This is a genomic window from Pseudomonas sp. WS 5410 (assembly GCF_012985645.1).
GTDB lineage: Bacteria > Pseudomonadota > Gammaproteobacteria > Pseudomonadales > Pseudomonadaceae > Aquipseudomonas > Aquipseudomonas shahriarae.
In genome coordinates, this window is sequence record NZ_JAAQWS010000003.1 from 277,205 (window position 1) to 295,505 (window position 18,301).

At 63.3% G+C, this 18,301-nt stretch carries 14 protein-coding genes; 10 read left to right on the plus strand and 4 right to left on the minus strand.

The window, feature by feature from the left end; translation table 11 throughout:
• Position 1 precedes the first annotated feature (1 nt).
• From tcyN to HBO24_RS07100, 9 genes are all read left to right on the plus strand, one after another.
• Positions 2 to 748 carry an L-cystine ABC transporter ATP-binding protein TcyN gene (gene tcyN, locus HBO24_RS07060; protein ID WP_057437038.1) on the plus strand — a complete coding sequence of 249 codons (747 nt, stop codon included), beginning with the start codon at positions 2 to 4 and terminating at the stop codon, positions 746 to 748.
• A 305-nt stretch (positions 749 to 1,053) separates the two neighbouring features.
• Entirely contained in the window at positions 1,054 to 1,830 is a 777-nt protein-coding gene (locus HBO24_RS07065) for a hypothetical protein (protein WP_170059478.1), read from the plus strand.
• A gap of 184 nt (positions 1,831 to 2,014) precedes the next feature.
• Positions 2,015 to 3,256, plus strand: a complete 1,242-nt coding sequence (locus tag HBO24_RS07070; protein ID WP_057957990.1) for an SfnB family sulfur acquisition oxidoreductase — start codon at positions 2,015 to 2,017, stop codon at positions 3,254 to 3,256.
• Between the two features lie 23 nt (positions 3,257 to 3,279).
• On the plus strand, positions 3,280 to 4,473 hold the full coding sequence (locus tag HBO24_RS07075) for an SfnB family sulfur acquisition oxidoreductase (protein ID WP_170059479.1): 1,194 nt from the start codon (positions 3,280 to 3,282) through the stop codon (positions 4,471 to 4,473).
• Entirely contained in the window at positions 4,473 to 5,834 is a 1,362-nt protein-coding gene (locus tag HBO24_RS07080) for an LLM class flavin-dependent oxidoreductase (protein ID WP_170044771.1), read from the plus strand. The genes HBO24_RS07075 and HBO24_RS07080 overlap by 1 nt, the downstream gene beginning before the upstream one ends.
• Before the next feature lie 43 nt (positions 5,835 to 5,877).
• Entirely contained in the window at positions 5,878 to 6,687 is an 810-nt protein-coding gene (locus HBO24_RS07085; RefSeq protein ID WP_169959980.1) for a MetQ/NlpA family ABC transporter substrate-binding protein, read from the plus strand.
• 2 nt (positions 6,688 to 6,689) lie between these two features.
• On the plus strand, positions 6,690 to 7,805 hold the full coding sequence (locus tag HBO24_RS07090) for an ATP-binding cassette domain-containing protein (protein WP_115127147.1): 1,116 nt from the start codon (positions 6,690 to 6,692) through the stop codon (positions 7,803 to 7,805).
• Entirely contained in the window at positions 7,795 to 8,439 is a 645-nt protein-coding gene (locus HBO24_RS07095; RefSeq protein ID WP_057957985.1) for a methionine ABC transporter permease, read from the plus strand. Before HBO24_RS07090 ends, HBO24_RS07095 begins: the two co-directional genes overlap by 11 nt.
• A gap of 40 nt (positions 8,440 to 8,479) precedes the next feature.
• Positions 8,480 to 9,115 (plus strand): class I SAM-dependent methyltransferase, encoded by a 636-nt coding sequence (locus HBO24_RS07100; protein ID WP_115127146.1) that lies wholly within the window; start codon positions 8,480 to 8,482, stop codon positions 9,113 to 9,115.
• Between the two features lie 122 nt (positions 9,116 to 9,237).
• Here the strand turns inward: HBO24_RS07100 and HBO24_RS07105 are convergent, their stop codons facing one another.
• From HBO24_RS07105 to HBO24_RS07120, 4 genes are all read right to left on the minus strand, one after another.
• Positions 9,238 to 11,475, minus strand: a complete 2,238-nt coding sequence (locus tag HBO24_RS07105) for a glycoside hydrolase (RefSeq protein WP_170059480.1) — start codon at positions 11,473 to 11,475, stop codon at positions 9,238 to 9,240.
• Positions 11,476 to 11,735: 260 nt separating this feature from the next.
• Complete coding sequence (locus tag HBO24_RS07110; RefSeq protein WP_120731218.1) at positions 11,736 to 14,786, minus strand: efflux RND transporter permease subunit; 3,051 nt, start codon at positions 14,784 to 14,786, stop codon at positions 11,736 to 11,738.
• Positions 14,783 to 15,853 (minus strand): efflux RND transporter periplasmic adaptor subunit, encoded by a 1,071-nt coding sequence (locus tag HBO24_RS07115; protein WP_169990527.1) that lies wholly within the window; start codon positions 15,851 to 15,853, stop codon positions 14,783 to 14,785. Before HBO24_RS07115 ends, HBO24_RS07110 begins: the two co-directional genes overlap by 4 nt.
• Complete coding sequence (locus HBO24_RS07120) at positions 15,850 to 16,953, minus strand: efflux RND transporter periplasmic adaptor subunit (protein WP_169959984.1); 1,104 nt, start codon at positions 16,951 to 16,953, stop codon at positions 15,850 to 15,852. The genes HBO24_RS07115 and HBO24_RS07120 overlap by 4 nt, the downstream gene beginning before the upstream one ends.
• Before the next feature lie 152 nt (positions 16,954 to 17,105).
• On the opposite strand from HBO24_RS07120, the gene HBO24_RS07125 reads away from it, so the two are divergent.
• On the plus strand, positions 17,106 to 18,266 hold the full coding sequence (locus HBO24_RS07125; protein WP_170059481.1) for an AAA family ATPase: 1,161 nt from the start codon (positions 17,106 to 17,108) through the stop codon (positions 18,264 to 18,266).
• The last annotated feature ends 35 nt before the right edge of the window (positions 18,267 to 18,301 follow it).

Genomic DNA, 18,301 nt, shown 5'->3' on the forward strand with positions numbered 1-18,301 from the left:
CATGATCGTGGTTGAAAAACTGACCAAACAATTCAAGGGTCAGGTGGTGCTCAACGGGATCGACCTGGAGGTCCAGGAAGGCGAAGTTGTCGCCATCATTGGCCCCAGCGGCTCGGGCAAGACCACCTTCCTGCGCTGCCTGAATTTCCTCGAAGAACCCACCAGTGGCCGGATCAAGGTCGGCGACATCGAGATCGACGGCAGCCGCCCGCTCAACCAGCAACAGGGCCTGGTGCGGCGCCTGCGCCAGCATGTGGGTTTTGTGTTCCAGGGCTTTAACTTGTTCCCCCATCGCACCGCCCTGGAGAACGTCATCGAAGGCCCGCTGGTGGTCAAGAAGATGCCACGCGAAGCCGCTGACCGCCTCGGTCGCGCACTGCTGGCCAAGGTTGGCCTGGCGGGCAAGGAAGACGCCTACCCCCGGCGCCTGTCCGGTGGCCAGCAACAACGGGTGGCCATTGCCCGAGCCTTGGCGATGGAGCCGGAAGTGATCCTGTTCGATGAACCGACCTCGGCCCTCGACCCGGAGTTGGTAGGCGAAGTCCTGGCGACCATCCGCAGCCTCGCCGAAGAGAAACGCACCATGGTCATCGTCACCCACGAAATGAGCTTTGCCCGTGACGTGGCCAACCGGGTGATCTTCTTCGACAAGGGTGTGATCGTCGAGCAAGGCGAAGCCAAGGCGCTGTTTGCCAACCCCAGGGAAGAACGCACCCGGCAGTTCCTCAGCAAATTCCTCACCCACTGACCCACCCCCTGTAGGAGCCGGCTTGCCGGCGCCTACAAGGTTTATGACTTTCGGAAAAATCCCCGTATTCATTCGGCAAAGTGCCTGTCAAAACCCCCTTTAATAACACCCTCCAGTAAGACCCTTCTGAATAATCCCAAACCCGCCGTTTAGCCTTTTGCCGCCATTGACGCCCCCTGGCCAACCCTCTTATCTAGGGCTCAAAGGATTGGATCCCATCCTGGCTTTTCAAAAAAATCGTTCCTTTCGAACCCCACGCCTGAGGTTCGGAACGATCGCTGCTGGCTGCATCAAGGAGATTATTTATGACGCACATTACCCCCCTGACCATGCTCGCCGCGCCGACAGTACCCCAAGCTCATAAACAAGGTATCAACGCGCAGGCCGCCACTCATTTGCAGGTCGATATCGCCCCCTACCCGAACATGGGCAAGGGCGACTTGATCGAGTTGTTCTGGAACAACTGCTTTGCCGCCTCCAAGCGTGTAGGCGCCGCCGATATCGGCTTGACCAGCCATCTGCGGGTGCCCGAAAGCTTTGTGCAAAACGGTGCTGCACGCATTCATTACCGGGTCATGCAAGTGGGGCGCGGCCCGGCGCGCTCCATGATTACCCGGGTGCAGGTCAAGACCGCTTGCCCGGGTGGGCCGCCTTCAGTGCTGTGTGCCGAAGAAAACCAGAACCTGGCCCCCGTCGCCCTGCCTGAAACCATCCGCCGCCATGGCGTCAACCCCAGCCAGATCCGGCGGGGCGTGCCGTTGACCATCGAGCCCTACCTGAACATGGCCGCTGGTGATGCAATCACTCTGCGCTGGGGCGATGCGCGCCTGGACCTGCCGCCGATCCAGGCCGCCGAGGTGGGGCACCCGGTGCAGGTCTGGGTGCCTTCGGCGCTGATCCTGGAGGCCGGGGACGATGCCCGCCAGGAGGTCACCTACTGCGTGATCGACCGCGTGGGCAACAACTCGCGCTGGGCACCCGGGCGCATCGTGAGCATCGCCCAGGCCAACGCCACAGGCGCAGCCGATGCTTTGTCGGTGTACCAGCCCCGACGTCCTGGCTCGCCGTGCGAACCGGGGTGACAGACCTTCTATGCATATTCCTAAAAGTTAGTTTATTTAAAAAATAAACACGCTTAGGGTATATGCACCGGACCACCGGACATTCCTGATTTTTAGCTTTTCCACGGATGTGAGGTAGGTATGGTCAACATTACCCCGGTGCACAACGCCAGGGCATTACGGGTCGCCACGCAGGGGCGCACCGATGTCTAACTTGGCGCAATCGCCCCTCCAGAGCGATCTGGATATCGCCCCGCTGCTGTTGCCCACCCAGGTGCTGCGCAACGACAGTGAAGCCCTCGCCGCTGCCCACGCGCTTGCCCAGGCCGCCCGCCTGCAAGCCGGGCTGCGCGACCGCCAGCGCAAACTGCCCTGGGCCGAAATCGAACAGTTCACCCGCAGTGGCCTGGGGAGCATTTCCATCCCCCGCGAATACGGCGGCCCGCAAGTGTCGTTTGTGACCCTGGCTGAAGTGTTCGCGATTATCAGCGCCGTCGACCCGGCCCTGGGGCAGATCCCGCAGAACCATTTTGGCATCTTGCACGTGCTGCAAGGCGCCGCCAGCGAATCACAGAAAAAACAGCTGTTCCAAAGCGTGCTCGACGGCTGGCGCATCGGCAATGGCGGGCCGGAACGCGGTACCAAAAACACCCTGGATGTGAAGGCCCGGATCAGCGCCGAGGGTGACGGTTTTGTCATCAACGGCCAGAAGTTCTACTCCACCGGCGCGCTGTTTGCCCATTGGGTCGCGGTCAAGGCCCTGGACGACGAAGGCCGCCAGGTCATGGCGTTTGTGCGCCGCGGCACCCCAGGATTGCGCATCGTCGATGACTGGTCGGGCTTTGGCCAGCGCACCACCGCCAGCGGCACCGTGTTGCTGAACAATGTGCCAGTGGACGCCGATCTGGTGGTACCGATCTGGCGCCTGGGGCAAACCCCGGGCATCCAGGGCGCGGTCTCGCAATTGATCCAGGCGGCCATCGACGCCGGCATCGCCCGTGGCGCCCTCGACGACACCATCAGTTTTGTCCGTGAACGCTCGCGGCCCTGGATCGACGCCAAGGTCGAACGGGCCAGCGACGACCTCTATGTGATCGCCGATATCGGCAAGCTGAAAATCGAACTGCACGCCGCCGAAGCCCTGCTGCGCAAGGCCGGCCAGGTGCTGGACCAGGTCAGCGCCGCGCCCATCACCGCACACTCCGCCGCCCGGGCCTCGATTGCCGTGGCACAAGCCAAGGTGCTGACCACCGAAGTCTCGCTGCTGGTCAGCGAGAAACTCTTCGAACTGGCCGGCAGCCGCGCCACCCTCGCCGAGTTCAACCTCGACCGCCACTGGCGCAATGCACGGGTGCACACCCTGCACGACCCGGTGCGCTGGAAGTATCACGCGGTGGGCGCCTGGCACCTCAACGGAACCTTGCCGGCCCGGCATTCCTGGATCTGACGACCAGACCTCTGGAGAAAAACATGACGCTTTCCCATTCCGTCGCGGTCATCACCAGCGATGAACAAGCCCTGATTGTCGCCAGCGACCTGGCCGAAGACTTTCGCCGCGACAGCGCCCTGCGCGACCGTGAACGCCGCCTGCCACTCGCCGAACTGGAAGCCTTTTCCCGCTCCGGCCTGTGGGGCATCAGCGTGCCCAAGGCATACGGCGGCGCTGGCGTGTCCAACGTCACCCTGGCCAAGGTCATTGCCCTGATCGCCCAGGCCGATGCCTCGTTGGGGCAGATCCCGCAGAACCATTTTTATGCCCTGGAAGTGCTGCGCATCAATGGCAGCCCGGCGCAGCAACAACGCCTGTATGCCGAGGTGCTGGCCGGCCAGCGCTTTGGCAATGCCCTGGCGGAACTGGGCACCAAGACCGCCCATGACCGGGTGACGAAACTTGTGCGCGACGGCGACAATTTTCGCATCAGCGGCCGCAAGTTCTACGCCACCGGCGCGATCTACGCCCAGCGCATTCCCACCTCGGTGGTGGATGAGCACGGCGTGCAGCAACTGGCCTTTGTGCCGCATGACAGCCAGGGCCTGACGGTGATCGACGACTGGAGCGGCTTCGGCCAGCGCACCACCGGCAGCGGTTCGGTGGTGTTCGACAATGTGTGGGTCGCAGCCGAAGACGTGATCCCGTTCCAGAGCGCCTTCGAGCGCCCGACCACCGTGGGCCCGCTGGCGCAGATCCTTCACGCGGCCATCGACACCGGCATCGCCCGCGCCGCCTTTGAAGATGCCCTGCATTTTGTGCGCACCAAGACCCGGCCGTGGATCGACTCGGGCAATGACACGGCCAGCGAAGACCCGCTGACCCTGAAAAGCTTCGGCCACCTGAGCATCCGCCTGCACGCCACCGAAGCCCTGCTGGAGCGCTCCGGCGAATTCCTCGACCGCGCCCAGGCCGACAGCAATGCGCAAACCGTCGCGGCGGCGTCGATTGCCGTGGCTGAAGTACGTGCCCTGAGCACCGAGATTTCCCTGGCCGCCGGCAGCACCCTGTTCGAACTCGCCGGCAGCCAGGCAACCCTCGCCGAACATGGCCTGGACCGCCACTGGCGCAACGCCCGGGTGCACACCCTGCACGACCCGGTGCGCTGGAAGTACCACGCCGTCGGCAATTACTACCTCAACGATGAAAACCCGCCGCTACGGGGGACTCTCTGATGTTGAAGAAAAAGATCCTGCTCAATGCCTTCAACATGAACTGCATCGGGCATATCAACCATGGCCTGTGGACGCATCCACGGGACACCTCGACCCAGTACAAGACCGTCGAATACTGGACCGAACTGGCGCAACTACTGGAGCGTGGGCTGTTCGACGGCTTGTTTATCGCCGACATCGTTGGCGTGTACGACGTCTATCAAGGCTCGGTCGAGGTGCCGCTCAAGGAGTCGATCCAACTGCCAGTCAACGACCCACTGCTACTGGTCTCGGCCATGGCCGCCGTAACGAAAAACCTCGGCTTCGGCCTGACCGCCAACCTGACTTACGAGCCGCCGTATCTGTTCGCCCGGCGCATGTCCACCCTCGATCACCTGAGCCGTGGCCGGGTGGGCTGGAACATCGTCACCGGCTACCTGGACAGCGCCGCCAAGGCCATGGGCCTCACCGAGCAGGTCGAGCATGACCGGCGCTACGACCAGGCCGACGAGTACCTGGAGGTGCTGTACAAGCTGTGGGAAGGCAGTTGGGAAGACGGCGCGGTACTCAACGACCCGCAACAACGGATCTATGCCCAACCGGGCAAGGTGCACAAGGTCGAACACCATGGCGAGTTCTATCAGGTGCAGGGCTATCACCTGTGCGAGCCCTCGCCGCAGCGCACGCCAGTGCTGTTCCAGGCCGGCAGTTCGGAGCGCGGCCTGGTGTTTGCCGGGCGCCATGCCGAGTGCGTGTTTATCAGCGGGCAGAACAAGGCTGCGACCAAGGTGCAAGTGGACAAGGTACGCGCCAGTGCGGTCGCAGCCGGGCGCAACCCAGACGACATCAAGGTGTTCATGGGGCTCAACGTGATTGTCGGCGCCACCGAGGCGCTGGCCTGGGCCAAGCATGCCGAGTACCTGAGCTACGCCAGCGCCGAGGCCGGCGTGGCACATTTCAGCGCCTCCACCGCCATCGACTTCTCGCAATACGAGCTGGACGAACCGATCCAGTACGTGAAGAGCAACGCGATCCAATCAGCCACTAAAGCCTTGCAGAACAACGACTGGACCCGGCGCAAGTTGTTGGAACAACACGCGTTGGGTGGGCGCTATATCACCCTGGTGGGTTCGCCTGCGCAGGTGGCTGATGAGCTGGAATCCTGGATCAGCGAGACCGGGCTGGATGGCTTCAACCTGACGCGCATTGTTACGCCGGAGAGCTATGTGGATTTTATCGAGCTGGTGATTCCCGAGTTGCAAAGGCGTGGGTCATACAAGACTGCTTATGAGACCGGAACCTTGCGAGAAAAGGTCTTCCACCGCGAAGCGCACTTACCCGAACAACACACCGGTTCCACCTACCGCCACTCCCACATTTAGACCTTTATTGCTCATACCAACACCTTATGACTGGAAATCGACCATGAAAACAACACTGCTCTCCCACCCAGTCAAAGCACTGGCCCTGGCCCTCGGCCTGTTCAGCTCGGCGGTGTTTGCCGCCGATGCGCCGCTGAAAGTCGGCACCACGGCGGCCTTCGCCATTCCCCTCGAAGCCGCCGTCGAAGAGGCCGGTAAGCAGGGCCTGAAAGTCGAGCTGGTGGAGTTCACCGACTGGATCGCGCCCAACGTCAGCCTCGCCGCCGGCGATATCGACGTGAATTACTTCCAGCACATTCCGTTCCTGGAAAACGCCAAGGCCGCCGCCGGTTTTGACCTGGTGCCGTTCAAGCCGGGGATCATCAACAACGTCGGTCTGTACTCGAAAAAATTCAAAAGCTTCGATGAGCTGCCCCAGGGCGCCAGCGTGGCCATCGCCAACGACCCGATCAACAGCGGGCGCGGCCTGCAGTTGCTGGCCAAGGCCGGCCTGATCACCCTCAAGCCGGGCGTGGGCTACAAGGCCACCGAAGACGACATCGTCGCCAACCCGAAAAAGCTCAAGATCCTGCAGGTCGAAGCGGTGCAGCTGGTGCGCGCCTATGACGACGCCGACCTGGTGCAGGGCTACCCGGCCTATATCCGCCTGTCCAAGACCTTCAATGCCGAGTCGGCGCTGCTGTTCGATGGCCTTGACCACCCGGAATACGTGATCCAGTTCGTGACCCAGCCCAAGGGCACAACCGACCCACGGGTGATCAAGTTCGTCGAGATCTACCAGCATTCGCCGGTGGTCCGCGCGGCCCTGGATAAATCCCTGGGCACGCTGTACCAAGTCGGCTGGGAAGGCTGAATATGAGCGCCGCCAATGCCCAACTGCGCGACCTGGGCACATTGCCCAGGGACGCGCAACAGACAGAGCTACACCCTGACTTGAACCACGCCCATGTGCGCTTTATCAACCTGGGCAAAACCTACGACGGCACGGTGCATGCGCTGCAAGGCATCGACCTGGCGATCCAGCGTGGCGAAGTGTTCGGCATCATCGGCCGCAGCGGCGCCGGCAAGTCGTCGCTGATCCGCACCATCAACCGCCTGGAACAACCCAGCAGCGGCCGAGTGCTGATCGACCAGGTGGATATCGGCGATTTCGACGAAGACCGTCTGGTGGCCCTGCGGCGACGCATCGGCATGATCTTCCAGCACTTCAACCTGATGTCGGCCAAGACCGTGTGGCAGAACGTCGAGCTGCCACTGAAAGTCGCCGGTGTGCCCAAGCCGCAACGCGAGCACAAGGTCCGCGAGCTGCTGGAGCTGGTGGGTTTGCAGGACAAGCACCAGGCGTACCCGGCGCAGTTGTCCGGCGGGCAGAAGCAACGGGTGGGCATCGCCCGCTCGCTGGTGCACGACCCGCAGATCCTGCTGTGTGACGAAGCCACCTCGGCCCTGGACCCGGAGACCACCCAGTCGATCCTCGGCCTGTTGCGCGAGATCAATCAGCGCCTGGGCCTGACCATCGTGCTGATCACCCACGAGATGGCGGTGATCCGCGAAATCTGCGACCGCGTGGTGGTGCTGGAACACGGGCGGATCGTCGAGCAAGGCCCGGTGTGGGAAGTGTTTGGCAACCCCAAGCATCAGGTCAGTAAAACCCTGCTCGCGCCCCTGCAACATGGCTTGCCCGAGGAACTGCAAAAGCGCCTGCGGGCCACGCCAGCGTCGGCGGATGCGGCCGTGGTGCTGCGCCTGCAATTTACCGGCGCCAGCGCGGATGAACCGGACCTCGCCGCACTGTTCAGCGCCCTGGGTGGGCGCGTGCGCCTGCTGCAAGGCGGGGTCGAGCGCATCCAGGGCCACGCCCTGGGGCAATTGCTGCTGGCAGTGACCGGCTCCGCCCTGGACGCCGACACATTACGCACCCGCGCCACGCGCTGGGCACAACAGGTGGAGGTGCTGGGCTATGTGGTTTGATCGTTTATTGCAGGGCGCCATCGACACCTTGTTGATGGTCGGCGTGTCGTCGTTGATCGCGCTGCTGGTGGGTATCCCGCTGGCGGTGTTCCTGGTCACCAGCGACAAGGGCGGCATCTACCAGGCCCCCGCGTTGAATAGGGTGCTGGGGGCGTTCGTCAATCTGTTCCGCTCCATCCCGTTCCTGATTCTGATGGTGGCGCTGATCCCCTTCACCCGGCTGATTGTGGGCACCACCTACGGTGTGTGGGCCGCCGTGGTACCACTGACCATCGCCGCCACGCCGTTCTTTGCGCGAATCGCCGAGGTCAGCCTGCGCGAAGTCGACCATGGCCTGATCGAAGCCGCCCAGGCCATGGGCTGCCGGCGCTGGCATATCGTCAGGCATGTGCTGTTGCCGGAAGCGCTGCCGGGGATTGTCGGCGGGTTCACCATTACTCTGGTGACCATGATCAACTCGTCGGCCATGGCCGGAGCGATTGGCGCCGGTGGCCTGGGGGATATTGCCTACCGCTACGGCTACCAGCGTTTCGACAGCCAGATCATGCTCACGGTGATTGTGTTGCTGGTCCTGCTGGTGGCCGCGATCCAACTGGGCGGCGATCGCCTGGCGCGCGGGCTGAACAAGCGCTGAGGTATAGTCGGCACCTCTCTTTGCCCTGGTGCCGACTGCCATGAAACTCGCCCCCGACGACCTCGACCAGATCACCTCTACCACCCTGGGTCACTACAACCAGGTGGCCGAAGATTTTCGCGAAGGTACCCGCGACCATGATGTGAGCCAGAACATCGACGCGTTGCTGCGGCATATCCAGGCGCAGGCGCCGTTTACCGTGCTGGACTTCGGCTGCGGGCCGGGGCGGGATTTGCAGACCTTCACCCGGCTTGGGCATATCGCCGTAGGCCTGGATGGCGCCGAGCGTTTCGCGCAGATGGCGCGCCAGGACAGCGGCTGTGAAGTACTGCACCAGGACTTCCTCAAACTGGATCTGCCGGCCGCGCGCTTCGACGGGATTTTTGCCAATGCGGTGCTGTTTCATATCCCCAAGCAGGAACTGCCGCGCATTCTCCAGCAACTGCAGGCTGCGCTGAAACCGGGTGGAGTGTTGTTCAGCTCCAACCCCAGGGGGGAAAACCAGGAGGGCTGGAACGGCCCGCGTTATGGCTCGTATCACGACCTTGCGGCCTGGCAGGCGCTGCTGACCACCGCAGGGTTTGTGGAGTTGGAGCACTACTATCGCCCGGCAGGACTGCCGCGCGAGCAGCAGCCTTGGTTGGCCAGTGTGTGGCGTAAGGTAGGGGGTGTCTGAGCGGACGCTATCGCAGCGATGCGGCGACCCGACAAGCCAGCTCCCACATTGGTTTGTGGTGTGTCCAGAATTCCCTGCCTGGTCGAGCTCCCCCTGTGGGAGCGGGCTTGCCCGCGATGGCCTCAAGGGCGCTGCTGAGCCACCTGATACACCACCGGACTTTCACCCACCACCCACGCCGTCACACTCTGCCCCGCATACCCGTCCCTCTCCTCCTGCGCAAAGTTGGCCACCAACCGCGTGCCATCGGCAAACGTGGTCTGCTGCACCAGCCGGTCGTTGCTCAGCCAGCGAAAATCCGTCATTGCCTGGGTCGCCAGACGCTCATGCAACGGCCGGAAGAACCCATCCTGACGCTGGATCATCGGCAAGCGCTGCTTCAAGGTAGCGGCGCTCAAGTGATAGAGCGGCGGCACGTTGTACAGCAGTTGGGCCAGCTCGTTTTCCGCCTGCACATTGCTCAGCTTCAGGCTGTCGAACAACCAGTGATGGCTGGTAATGACCGAGCCATGGAACACCGCCTGATACAGCGGCAGGCGCATCGCCGGGGCAAAGTACACGCTGCGCAGCGGCTCTTTGAGCGGCACGCGTTTGAAGAACACCGCCGGTTCCTCCGGTGGATACCAGGCCCCCACGTAGTACGGTGATTGCTTGTCCTGGGTCATCTCACGATCACCCCAGCCCATGACCGGGGTTTGCATGCCATGGGCGAACAACACGCCGCGAGCGGTGGTGGCGTTGCCATCTTCGGAACCCACCGGCAACTGGAGGTGGCTGGCGATCCAGCGGGCGGCATCGATGTTGCCTTGGGCGTTCTGCGCCTGGGTCATGCCCAGCACCAAGCGATAGCTGTCAAACAGCATGCCGGTGGCATAGGCGTCGAGGAACCAGGCATTGAACCCGGCCTTGGCCTGCACCGCCGTCACCCGCGCCTCCAGCAATGGGCGGACGCAGCGCGGGTCGGTGTAGTGCCCGGACTTCTGGAAGCCGGTCTTGAGCTGGCCGTTCTTCAACATGATCGCGCAGTCGCGATAGGCGCGGCTGCCCAGGTGCGCGGTGGTCCAGTCGGGGTTCTCGCTGGCTGCCAGGGCAGTTTCATAGGAGTCGTAAGGCGCCATCAAGTACCCGGCCGCGACCCCGTAACGCACCGCCTCCGGGTGCCAGAGCCCGCCCTCCCAGCCTTCGCCCAGGGTCAGCAGCAGGCGTGGCAGGCCACTCTCCTGCAGGGTCTTGATCGTCGTCGAGGATAACGTGCTGCCCCAGGTTTCGGGGTTGGCACGCAAGGCACCGGCAAACGCCAGCGCCAGTTGCTGGCGCAGTGCGCCGTAGCCTTGGGCAAGCGCGGGCATGTCGGGCTCGGTCGTGGCTTGCCAGCCCTGGCGCGCCTTTTTGTTGAGCGCCGCGTTGAGCCCTCTGAGCAACACAGCTTGCTGGTAGCGATCCAGAAACGGCTGGGGGGCTTGCACCACCTGTGCCGCCTCCGAATCCAGCAGGCCATTGAGTTGTGCGCCCAAGCCATCGGGTCCACGCAGCACGGTGCGTAACTGCTCCCAATCGCGCACATCGCCCAGGCCCAGCAGGTCATTGCCCCACAGGTAGACGTGGCTGGCACCCAATAGCTTTTCGCCGGCCGGCAGGCGTTGCAGTTTGTCGGCCAACGGCTCGTAGAGCCCCTGTTCCACCAGCCATTGGCGGTAGCGCTTGGCACCGGCCAGCAAATCGGCCTCGCCCAGATTCAGGCGCAGGGTCATGGGCGCGGTGGGGTCCAGGGCGGTGAATTCATGATGCAACGACAAGCCCAGGCCCGGGCCCTCGGCCTGCCACTGCAAACGGTTGTTGTAGGGGTTGGTCAGCAGCCAGTTGAGGGTGAAGCTTGCGTGATCGACGCCCCATAACGGCAGGCTCAGGTCCTGGGTGCTGTTGACATCCCCCTGCTCCAGCAAAAAGCGCTGCCAGAGGCTGTTGCCGGCGGGCACGTAATGCCCCTCGGCAAGCGGCCAGATCAGGCCCTTGCCCATGGCGCTGGCCGGCTGGCGGACGATCTCCAGCTCGCCGGCCTCGCGGGCGGTGATGGTCAGGATCAGGTCACGCTGGTCCAGGGTGGCGCTCAGCCGATAGGCACCGTTGTCCCATTGCCAGTTGGCGTGTTGAGTGGACTGCTGCAACTGGCTGACCTTATGGGTAGCCACGCCGCTGGAGGCCTGCACCGGCTCGCCGCCGGAAGGGGTCACGCGCACGGCCAGGTTCGCCGGGTCGAGCTCGATGCGCCATTGGGGGTTTTCCAGAACGGTGCCGGCAACGGCCAGTGGCGACAGCAGCAGCACGCAGATGCACAAGGCTCGGCGCAGGTTAAGGGTCATGACGTGGGCCTTCACAGGAGCGAAAGCCCGAGGGTAAAACAGTTCGTTGACCGGAACTAATCCAATACACATTTAGAGAGTTTTCCCACTGCCTGCCCCTGTGGCGAGGGGGCTTGCCCCCGTTGGGCTGCGCAGCGGCCCCTGTAAGATCCACCGGGTTGTATCAGACACACTGAGGTGGCCGGTTTTGGGGCTGCTTTGCAGCCCAACCGGGGGCAAGCTCCCTCGCCACAGTAGTGATGCCCAACAGCGTGTTTGCCTTATGGCGCGGCCTCAGGCTCGCGGATTTTGTACCAGGCCACATACAACGCCGGCAAAAACAGCAGCGTCAGCAGGGTGGCGATGATGATCCCGCCAATCATCGCGTAGGCCATCGGCCCCCAGAACACTTCCCGGGCGATGGGGATCATGCCCAGGCTGGCCGCCGCCGCCGTCAGCAGGATCGGCCGGCGCCGGTGCTCGGTGGCCTGCACCACCGCGTCCCATGGCGTGTAGCCTTCCTGTTCATAGGCGTCGATCTGGGTCACCAGGATCACCGAGTTGCGGATGATGATGCCGATCAGCGCGAGGATCCCCAGGATCGCCACAAAGCCCATGGGCGTACCCGTGGGAATCAGCGCCAGGACCACGCCAATCAGGCCCAGCGGGGCCACGCTGGCCACCAGGAACATCTTCTGCACGCTGTGCAACTGGATCATCAGGAAGGTCGCCATCAAGAACAGCATCAACGGCACCACGCTGGCAATCGGGCCCTGGGCCTTGCCGCTTTCCTCCACGGTACCGCCGGTAGCGACCGTGTAGCCCACCGGCAAACCGGCGCTGAATTTCTCGATTTCCGGCTTGAGCTGCTTGACCAGATCGGTCGGCTGCATCTCGTCGCGCACGGCGGCCTTGATGGTGATGGTCGGCTTGCGATCGCGACGCCACACCAGCGGCTGCTCCAACTCGTAACGCACGGTGGCAAAGGCCAGCAGCGGGATCGAGGTGCCGCTGGGCGTGACGATCTGCAGGTTCTGCAAGGTTTCCGGAGTGCCGCGCTCGGCGTCTTCGGCACGGCCGACCACGTTGATCAGGTAGATATCGTCATGCACCTGGGTCACCGCCGAGCCGCTGACCACGCTGTTCATCAACTGCGCCACGTCTTCGGACGACAGCCCGAGCTGGCGCGCCTTGTCCTGGGCAATATCGATCCGCAGCACTTTGCCCGGCTCGTTCCAGTCATAGATGATCTCGCCCAGGTGGCTGTTTTTATCCAGCAACGTCGCCAGCTCGATGGCGTGTTTACGCACCTGGTCGATGTCCTTGCCCGACACCCGATACTGGATCGGCCGCCCGACCGGCGGGCCCATTTCCAGGGGCTGGACAAAGCTGCCGACGCCCACGAAATCATCGCGCAAGCGCTGTTGCAGGCGCTCGATCAACGCGCCGCGCTCCTCCAGGCCCTTGCTGACGATCACCAGCTGCGCGTAGTACGGGTTCTCCAGTTGCTGGTCCAGGGGCAGGTAGAAACGGATCGCGCCCTGGCCGATGTAGGTGCTCCAGCGCGCGATATCCGGGTCGTCCTTGATGATCGCTTCCAGCCGGTCCACAGCCTTGCGCGTTTCATTGATCGAGGCGTTTTGCGGCAGGTTGAGGTCGACGAGGATCTCCGGGCGATCCGACGACGGGAAAAACTGGTTCTGCACAAACTGCATGGAAAACACCGACGCCGCAAACAGCAGCACCGTCAGGCCAATCGCCCACCAGCGATTGCGCATGGCCCACAGCATGCCGGCGTTGAACACCCGCCCGACCCGCCCCGGCTCGTCACTGTGGGGTTTGACCTTGGTGCTGAGGATATGCACGCCGATCACCGGCGCAAACAACACGGCCACCACCCACGACACCAGCATCGCCACGGCAATCACCGCAAACAGGGTAAAGGTGTACTCACCCGCCGAGCTGGCGTTAAGGCCAATCGGTACAAAGCCGGCCACGGTCACCAGGGTGCCAGTGAGCATCGGGAACGCGGTGGAGGTGTAGGCGAAGGTCGCCGCCTGCTCCAGGGTCTCGCCCTTTTCCAGGCGCGTGATCATCATTTCCACAGTGATCATCGCGTCATCCACCAGCAAACCGAGGGCGATGATCAACGCGCCCAGCGACACCCGCTGCATGGTGATGCCGCTGTACTCCATAAAGACAAATACCAGCGCCAGCACCAGCGGGATCGAGCACGCCACCACCAGCCCGGCGCGCAGGCCGAGGCTGATAAAGCTCACCACCAACACGATGATCACCGCTTCGAACAGCGCACTGGTGAAACCACCGACGGCCTCTTCCACGACCTCGGCCTGGTCCGACACCTTATGCACGCCGATGCCCACCGGCAGGTCGGCAGTCAGCTCATCCATACGCTGGTGGAGCGCCTTGCCGAATTCCTGGATATTGCCGCCCTTCTGCATGGCGATGGCCAGGCCGATGGCTTGCTGGCCATTGAAACGAAACATCGGCCGCGCCGGATCCACATAGCCACGGCTGATATCCGCGATATCCGCCAGGCGATAAAAGCGGTCATTGAGCCGCAGGTTGACGTCGGCCAGATCCTTCTCCGAGGCAAATTGCCCGGAGGTGCGTACCGAAATCCGCTCCGGCCCGGCCTCGATCACCCCGGCCGGGGTCACCGCGTTCTGCGATTGCAGGCTCTGCACCACTTGCCGTTGGTCAATCCCCAGGGCGGCGAGTTTGCGCGTGGAAAAATTCAGGTAAATCACTTCGTCCTGCTGGCCGATCATCTCGACCTTGCCCAACCCCGGCACCGCCCGGATCTCGGCGCGCACCTGTTCGACGTAGTCGCGCAGCTGGCGCATCGACATGCCATCGGCGGTAAAGGCATACACCGAGCCAAACACATCACCGAACTCGTCGTTGAACGACGGACCCTGCAAGCCTTGGGGGAAGGTGCCGCGAATGTCGTCGACCTTCTTGCGCACCTGGTACCAGATCTCGGGGATCGCCTTGGCGCTGGTGGTGTCTTTGAGGAACACGAAAACCGTGGACTCACCGGGCCGGGTGTAGCTTTTCACGTAATCCAGCGAGTCCAGCTCTTCGAGCTTTTTCTCGATGCGGTCGGTGACCTGCTTGAGGGTTTCTTCCTGGGTTGCGCCCGGCCAGCGGGTCTGGATCACCATGGTCTTGATGGTGAAGGACGGATCTTCTTCACGCCCCAGGTTCATGTAGGAAAACACGCCCATCAGCAGCGCAACGAACATCAGGTACCAGACGAAGGACTGATGCTTGAGCGCCCAGTCGGATAAGTTGAAGCTCCCTTTCATCGTGGGCTGTCCTCGTCGGTTTTGACTTTTTGTCCGGGCTTGAGGCTGTTGACGCCGGCGCTGACCACACGCTCGCCAGGCTGCACCCCACCGCTGAGCACAACACTGCTGGCATCACGGCTGACCAGGGTCACGTCACGGGGCTGCACGGTCTGCTGCTGCAGATCCATGACCCAGATGCGGGTCTTGCCCTCGACGTCCTGCACCGCGCTGGCGGGCAGTTCGATACGTGGGGCGATGGCCGAGCTCAAGGTCACACTGATCGCCGTGCCCAACCGGAACGCCGGGGGCGTCTGGGCCAGGGTCAGGCGCGCGCGACGGGTGCGGGTCGCGCTTTGTGCCTGGGGCTCGATCTCGCGCACGGTGGCGGTGGTGTTGATGCCGGGCTCCAACTGGCTGGCCACTAGAAACACCACATCGGGCGGCAAGCGCTCGGCCAGGCCAGCCGGCAAGTCGATCACCGCTTCCTTGATATCCGGGCGGGCCAGGGTCACTACTTGCTGGCCGGCGCTGACCACCTGGCCGGCTTCGGCATTCCAGGCGGTCACGATGCCGCCGTGGTCGGTGCGTAGTTCGGCGTAGTTGAGCTGATCCCTGGCCTGGGCCACCGACGCCTTGGCCTGGTCGAGAGAGGCCTGGGTGGTTTTCAGGTCGGTCTGGGCAATGTCCAGTTGCGCCTGGGCGCCGACGCCACGGTTGAACAGTTCCTGCTGGCGGCGTGCATTGGCCTGGGCATTGATAAATTGCGCCTGGACCCGCGCCAGGTCGCCCTGGGCGGCGCGCAACTGGTTCTGCTGGTCGGTGGGGTCAAGCACCGCCAGCAAGGCGCCCTTGCTCACTTCGGCGCCCACATCCACCGCGCGCCGGGCAATACGACCGGGCACTCGGAAGCCCAGGTTGCTTTCGTAGCGCGCCTGGATCGTGCCGGCGAAGCGTCCGAGGTTTTCCTGGTCTTCAGCTTTCACCTCGACCCAGAGCACTGGTCTTATAGGCTCCGGCGCCGGCTCTTCCTTGGAACAGGCGATCAGCAACAGGCTGCTGGCGAGGATCAGCGTCAGGCGCTTCATGGCTGCACTCCGTTGGCCTGGGCCTGGTCCGGCGCCTGGGCGATCTCCACCAACATGCCTGGGTGCAGCAATTGCCCGCCGGCCACCACGACTTTTTCGCCGCCTTTGAGGCCATCGCTGATGATCACTTTGCCGGTCAGGTAGCGCGCGACAGTGACCTTGTGCAATTGCGCCTTGCCGTCACCGTCCACCAGCCACACGGCAGGCTCGCTGAGGTCTTTGGTCAGTGCCGCCCAGGGCAGCTCGACGCTGGGTTTGGCTTGCCCGTTGGCAGTGGCACTGACGACCGACCCCAGTTGCATGCCCTTGGGCAAGGCATCCAGGGCGATCTTTACTTGCACCGTGCCGCTGTTGGCGGCGACGGCCGGGGTCACTTCACGCACTCGGCCCACGGCCTTGATGCCCGGGTTGTCCAGCAGGCTGACAGTGATTGGTACATCCGGCACAGGCTCCGCCAGCAGCGATTCGTAGACGTTGAACACCGCATCGCGCTCGCCATCACGGGCCAGGCTGAAAATCGGCACGGTGGCCTGCACCACCTGGCCGACTTCAGCCTGCCGCGCGGTAATCACCCCCGGCGCTTCGGCGATCAACGCCGTATAGCCCAGTTGCTCACGGGCGTTAGCCAACTGCGCCTGCGCGGCCGCCAGGGCACTTTGGCTGCTGCGCAATGCAGCCTGGGCGGCGTCGTATTCGCTGCGACTGGTGTAGCCCTTGGGCAGGAGTTTTTCCTGGCGCACAAAGGCCGCGGCCGTCTGTTTGACCCGTGCCTGTTCCGCCACCACCTGGGCCTGGGCGGAATCGACATTGGTCTGCAAATCCTTGGGATCGAGCTTGGCCAGCACTTGCCGGGCTGTCACGCGGTCGCCGACATCGACCATGCGCTGGATAATTTTGCCGCCGACGCGGAACGACAAATCGGTCTGCACCCGCGCCTGGATATCTCCGGTAAGGGTCACTGCGGCGGCGAAATCGGTCGGCTGCACCGTTTGCACAAACACCCTGGAATGGGCCTTGGGTTCAGGTTTTTCCTGGCCACAGCCGCTCAGCAATGCCAGCAGGGCAAGGCCACAAATAACTGTTGAGGTGGGACCGCCCATGCAGACTCCTTTCGCGTAATACTGACGTGCCAGTGTGTATGCGACTGTGAGCTTAGTTCAGGGTTCCACCTTCATCTGAGTGATTTACAGGCCTGCGATGATGCGGTTCTACACGATAAGATGTTGGTCCATGCCGGCGCGGAACGCCCTCAATGCTCAAGACCTTAGCGGTAGCCAATTACCGCTCGATCAATAAATTGGTGGTACCGCTGGATCGGCTGAACCTGATCACCGGCCCCAATGGCAGCGGCAAGTCCAACCTGTACCGCGCCTTGCGCCTGCTGGCAGAAACCGCCCAGGGCGGCGTGATCAATGCGCTGGCCCGTGAAGGGGGCCTGGATTCGACGTTCTGGGCCGGCCCCGAAAACGTCAGCCGGCGCATGCTCAATGGCGAAATCCCGGTACAAGGCAGCGTGGCCCAAGGCGCCAAGCGCTTGCGCCTGGGCTTTGCCGGGGAGGATTTCAGCTACGCGATTTCCCTGGGCTTGCCAGTACCCAGCTCGTCGTATTTTTCCCTCGATCCCGAGATCAAGAAGGAATGCATCTGGGCCGGTCACGTCTATCGCCCGGCCAGCCTGCTGGTGCAGCGCTCCGGGGCGATGGTGCGCGCCCGAGACGGGCAGGCCTGGGATGTGCTGGCCCAACACACGCCGAACTACCACAGCCTGTTCGACCAGGTCGGCAGCCTGCGCGGCTCGCCGGAAGTGCTGATGCTGCGCGAAAGCATTCGTGGCTGGCGCTTCTACGATCACTTTCGCAGCGACGCCGATGCACCTGTGCGCCAGCCGCAACTGGGTACGCGCACGCCGGTGCTGCATCACGATGGCCGCGACCTCGCGGCCGCGTTGCAGACCATCCGCGAAATCGGCAATCCCGAGGCATTACAGCAGGCGGTGAGTGATGCGTTCCCCGGCGCACGCCTGCATATCGAGCCGTTGCAGGGCGGACGTTTCGCCATTGAGTTTTATCAGGAGGGCTTGCTGCGGCCACTGTCGGCGGCAGAGTTGTCGGACGGCACCTTGCGTTACCTGCTGCTGATCGCCGCCCTGCTGACGCCACGCCCGCCGACGATGATGGTACTCAACGAACCGGAAACCAGCCTGCACCCGGACCTGTTGCCGGCCTTGGCGCGCCTGATTATCCAGGCATCAAAGCACTGCCAGGTGTGGGTGGTGTCCCATGCCAGCCGCTTGATTGCGGCGTTGCAGCAGGATGAGGGATGCAATTCGATTGTGCTGGAGAAGGTGCTGGGGCAGACGCAGATTGTGGGGCAGCGGGTGTTGGATGAGCCGGCCTGGCATTGGCCTCAGTAAGCGGCGTCTGTACTGCCGCCATCGCGAGCAAGCCC

Excerpts from the sequence above, each read along its gene's own strand:
- HBO24_RS07065 (WP_170059478.1), top strand. The coding sequence starts at position 1,054 with ATGACGCACATTACCCCCCTGACCATGCTCGCCGCGCCGACAGTACCC.
- HBO24_RS07095 (WP_057957985.1), top strand. The coding sequence starts at position 7,795 with ATGTGGTTTGATCGTTTATTGCAGGGCGCCATCGACACCTTGTTGATG.
- HBO24_RS07110 (WP_120731218.1), bottom strand. The coding sequence starts at position 14,786 with ATGAAAGGGAGCTTCAACTTATCCGACTGGGCGCTCAAGCATCAGTCC.
- HBO24_RS07080 (WP_170044771.1), top strand. The coding sequence starts at position 4,473 with ATGTTGAAGAAAAAGATCCTGCTCAATGCCTTCAACATGAACTGCATC.
- HBO24_RS07115 (WP_169990527.1), bottom strand. The coding sequence starts at position 15,853 with ATGAAGCGCCTGACGCTGATCCTCGCCAGCAGCCTGTTGCTGATCGCC.
- HBO24_RS07085 (WP_169959980.1), top strand. The coding sequence starts at position 5,878 with ATGAAAACAACACTGCTCTCCCACCCAGTCAAAGCACTGGCCCTGGCC.
- HBO24_RS07120 (WP_169959984.1), bottom strand. The coding sequence starts at position 16,953 with ATGGGCGGTCCCACCTCAACAGTTATTTGTGGCCTTGCCCTGCTGGCA.
- HBO24_RS07070 (WP_057957990.1), top strand. The coding sequence starts at position 2,015 with ATGTCTAACTTGGCGCAATCGCCCCTCCAGAGCGATCTGGATATCGCC.
- HBO24_RS07075 (WP_170059479.1), top strand. The coding sequence starts at position 3,280 with ATGACGCTTTCCCATTCCGTCGCGGTCATCACCAGCGATGAACAAGCC.
- tcyN (WP_057437038.1), top strand. The coding sequence starts at position 2 with ATGATCGTGGTTGAAAAACTGACCAAACAATTCAAGGGTCAGGTGGTG.
- HBO24_RS07100 (WP_115127146.1), top strand. The coding sequence starts at position 8,480 with ATGAAACTCGCCCCCGACGACCTCGACCAGATCACCTCTACCACCCTG.
- HBO24_RS07090 (WP_115127147.1), top strand. The coding sequence starts at position 6,690 with ATGAGCGCCGCCAATGCCCAACTGCGCGACCTGGGCACATTGCCCAGG.
- HBO24_RS07105 (WP_170059480.1), bottom strand. The coding sequence starts at position 11,475 with ATGACCCTTAACCTGCGCCGAGCCTTGTGCATCTGCGTGCTGCTGCTG.
- HBO24_RS07125 (WP_170059481.1), top strand. The coding sequence starts at position 17,106 with ATGCTCAAGACCTTAGCGGTAGCCAATTACCGCTCGATCAATAAATTG.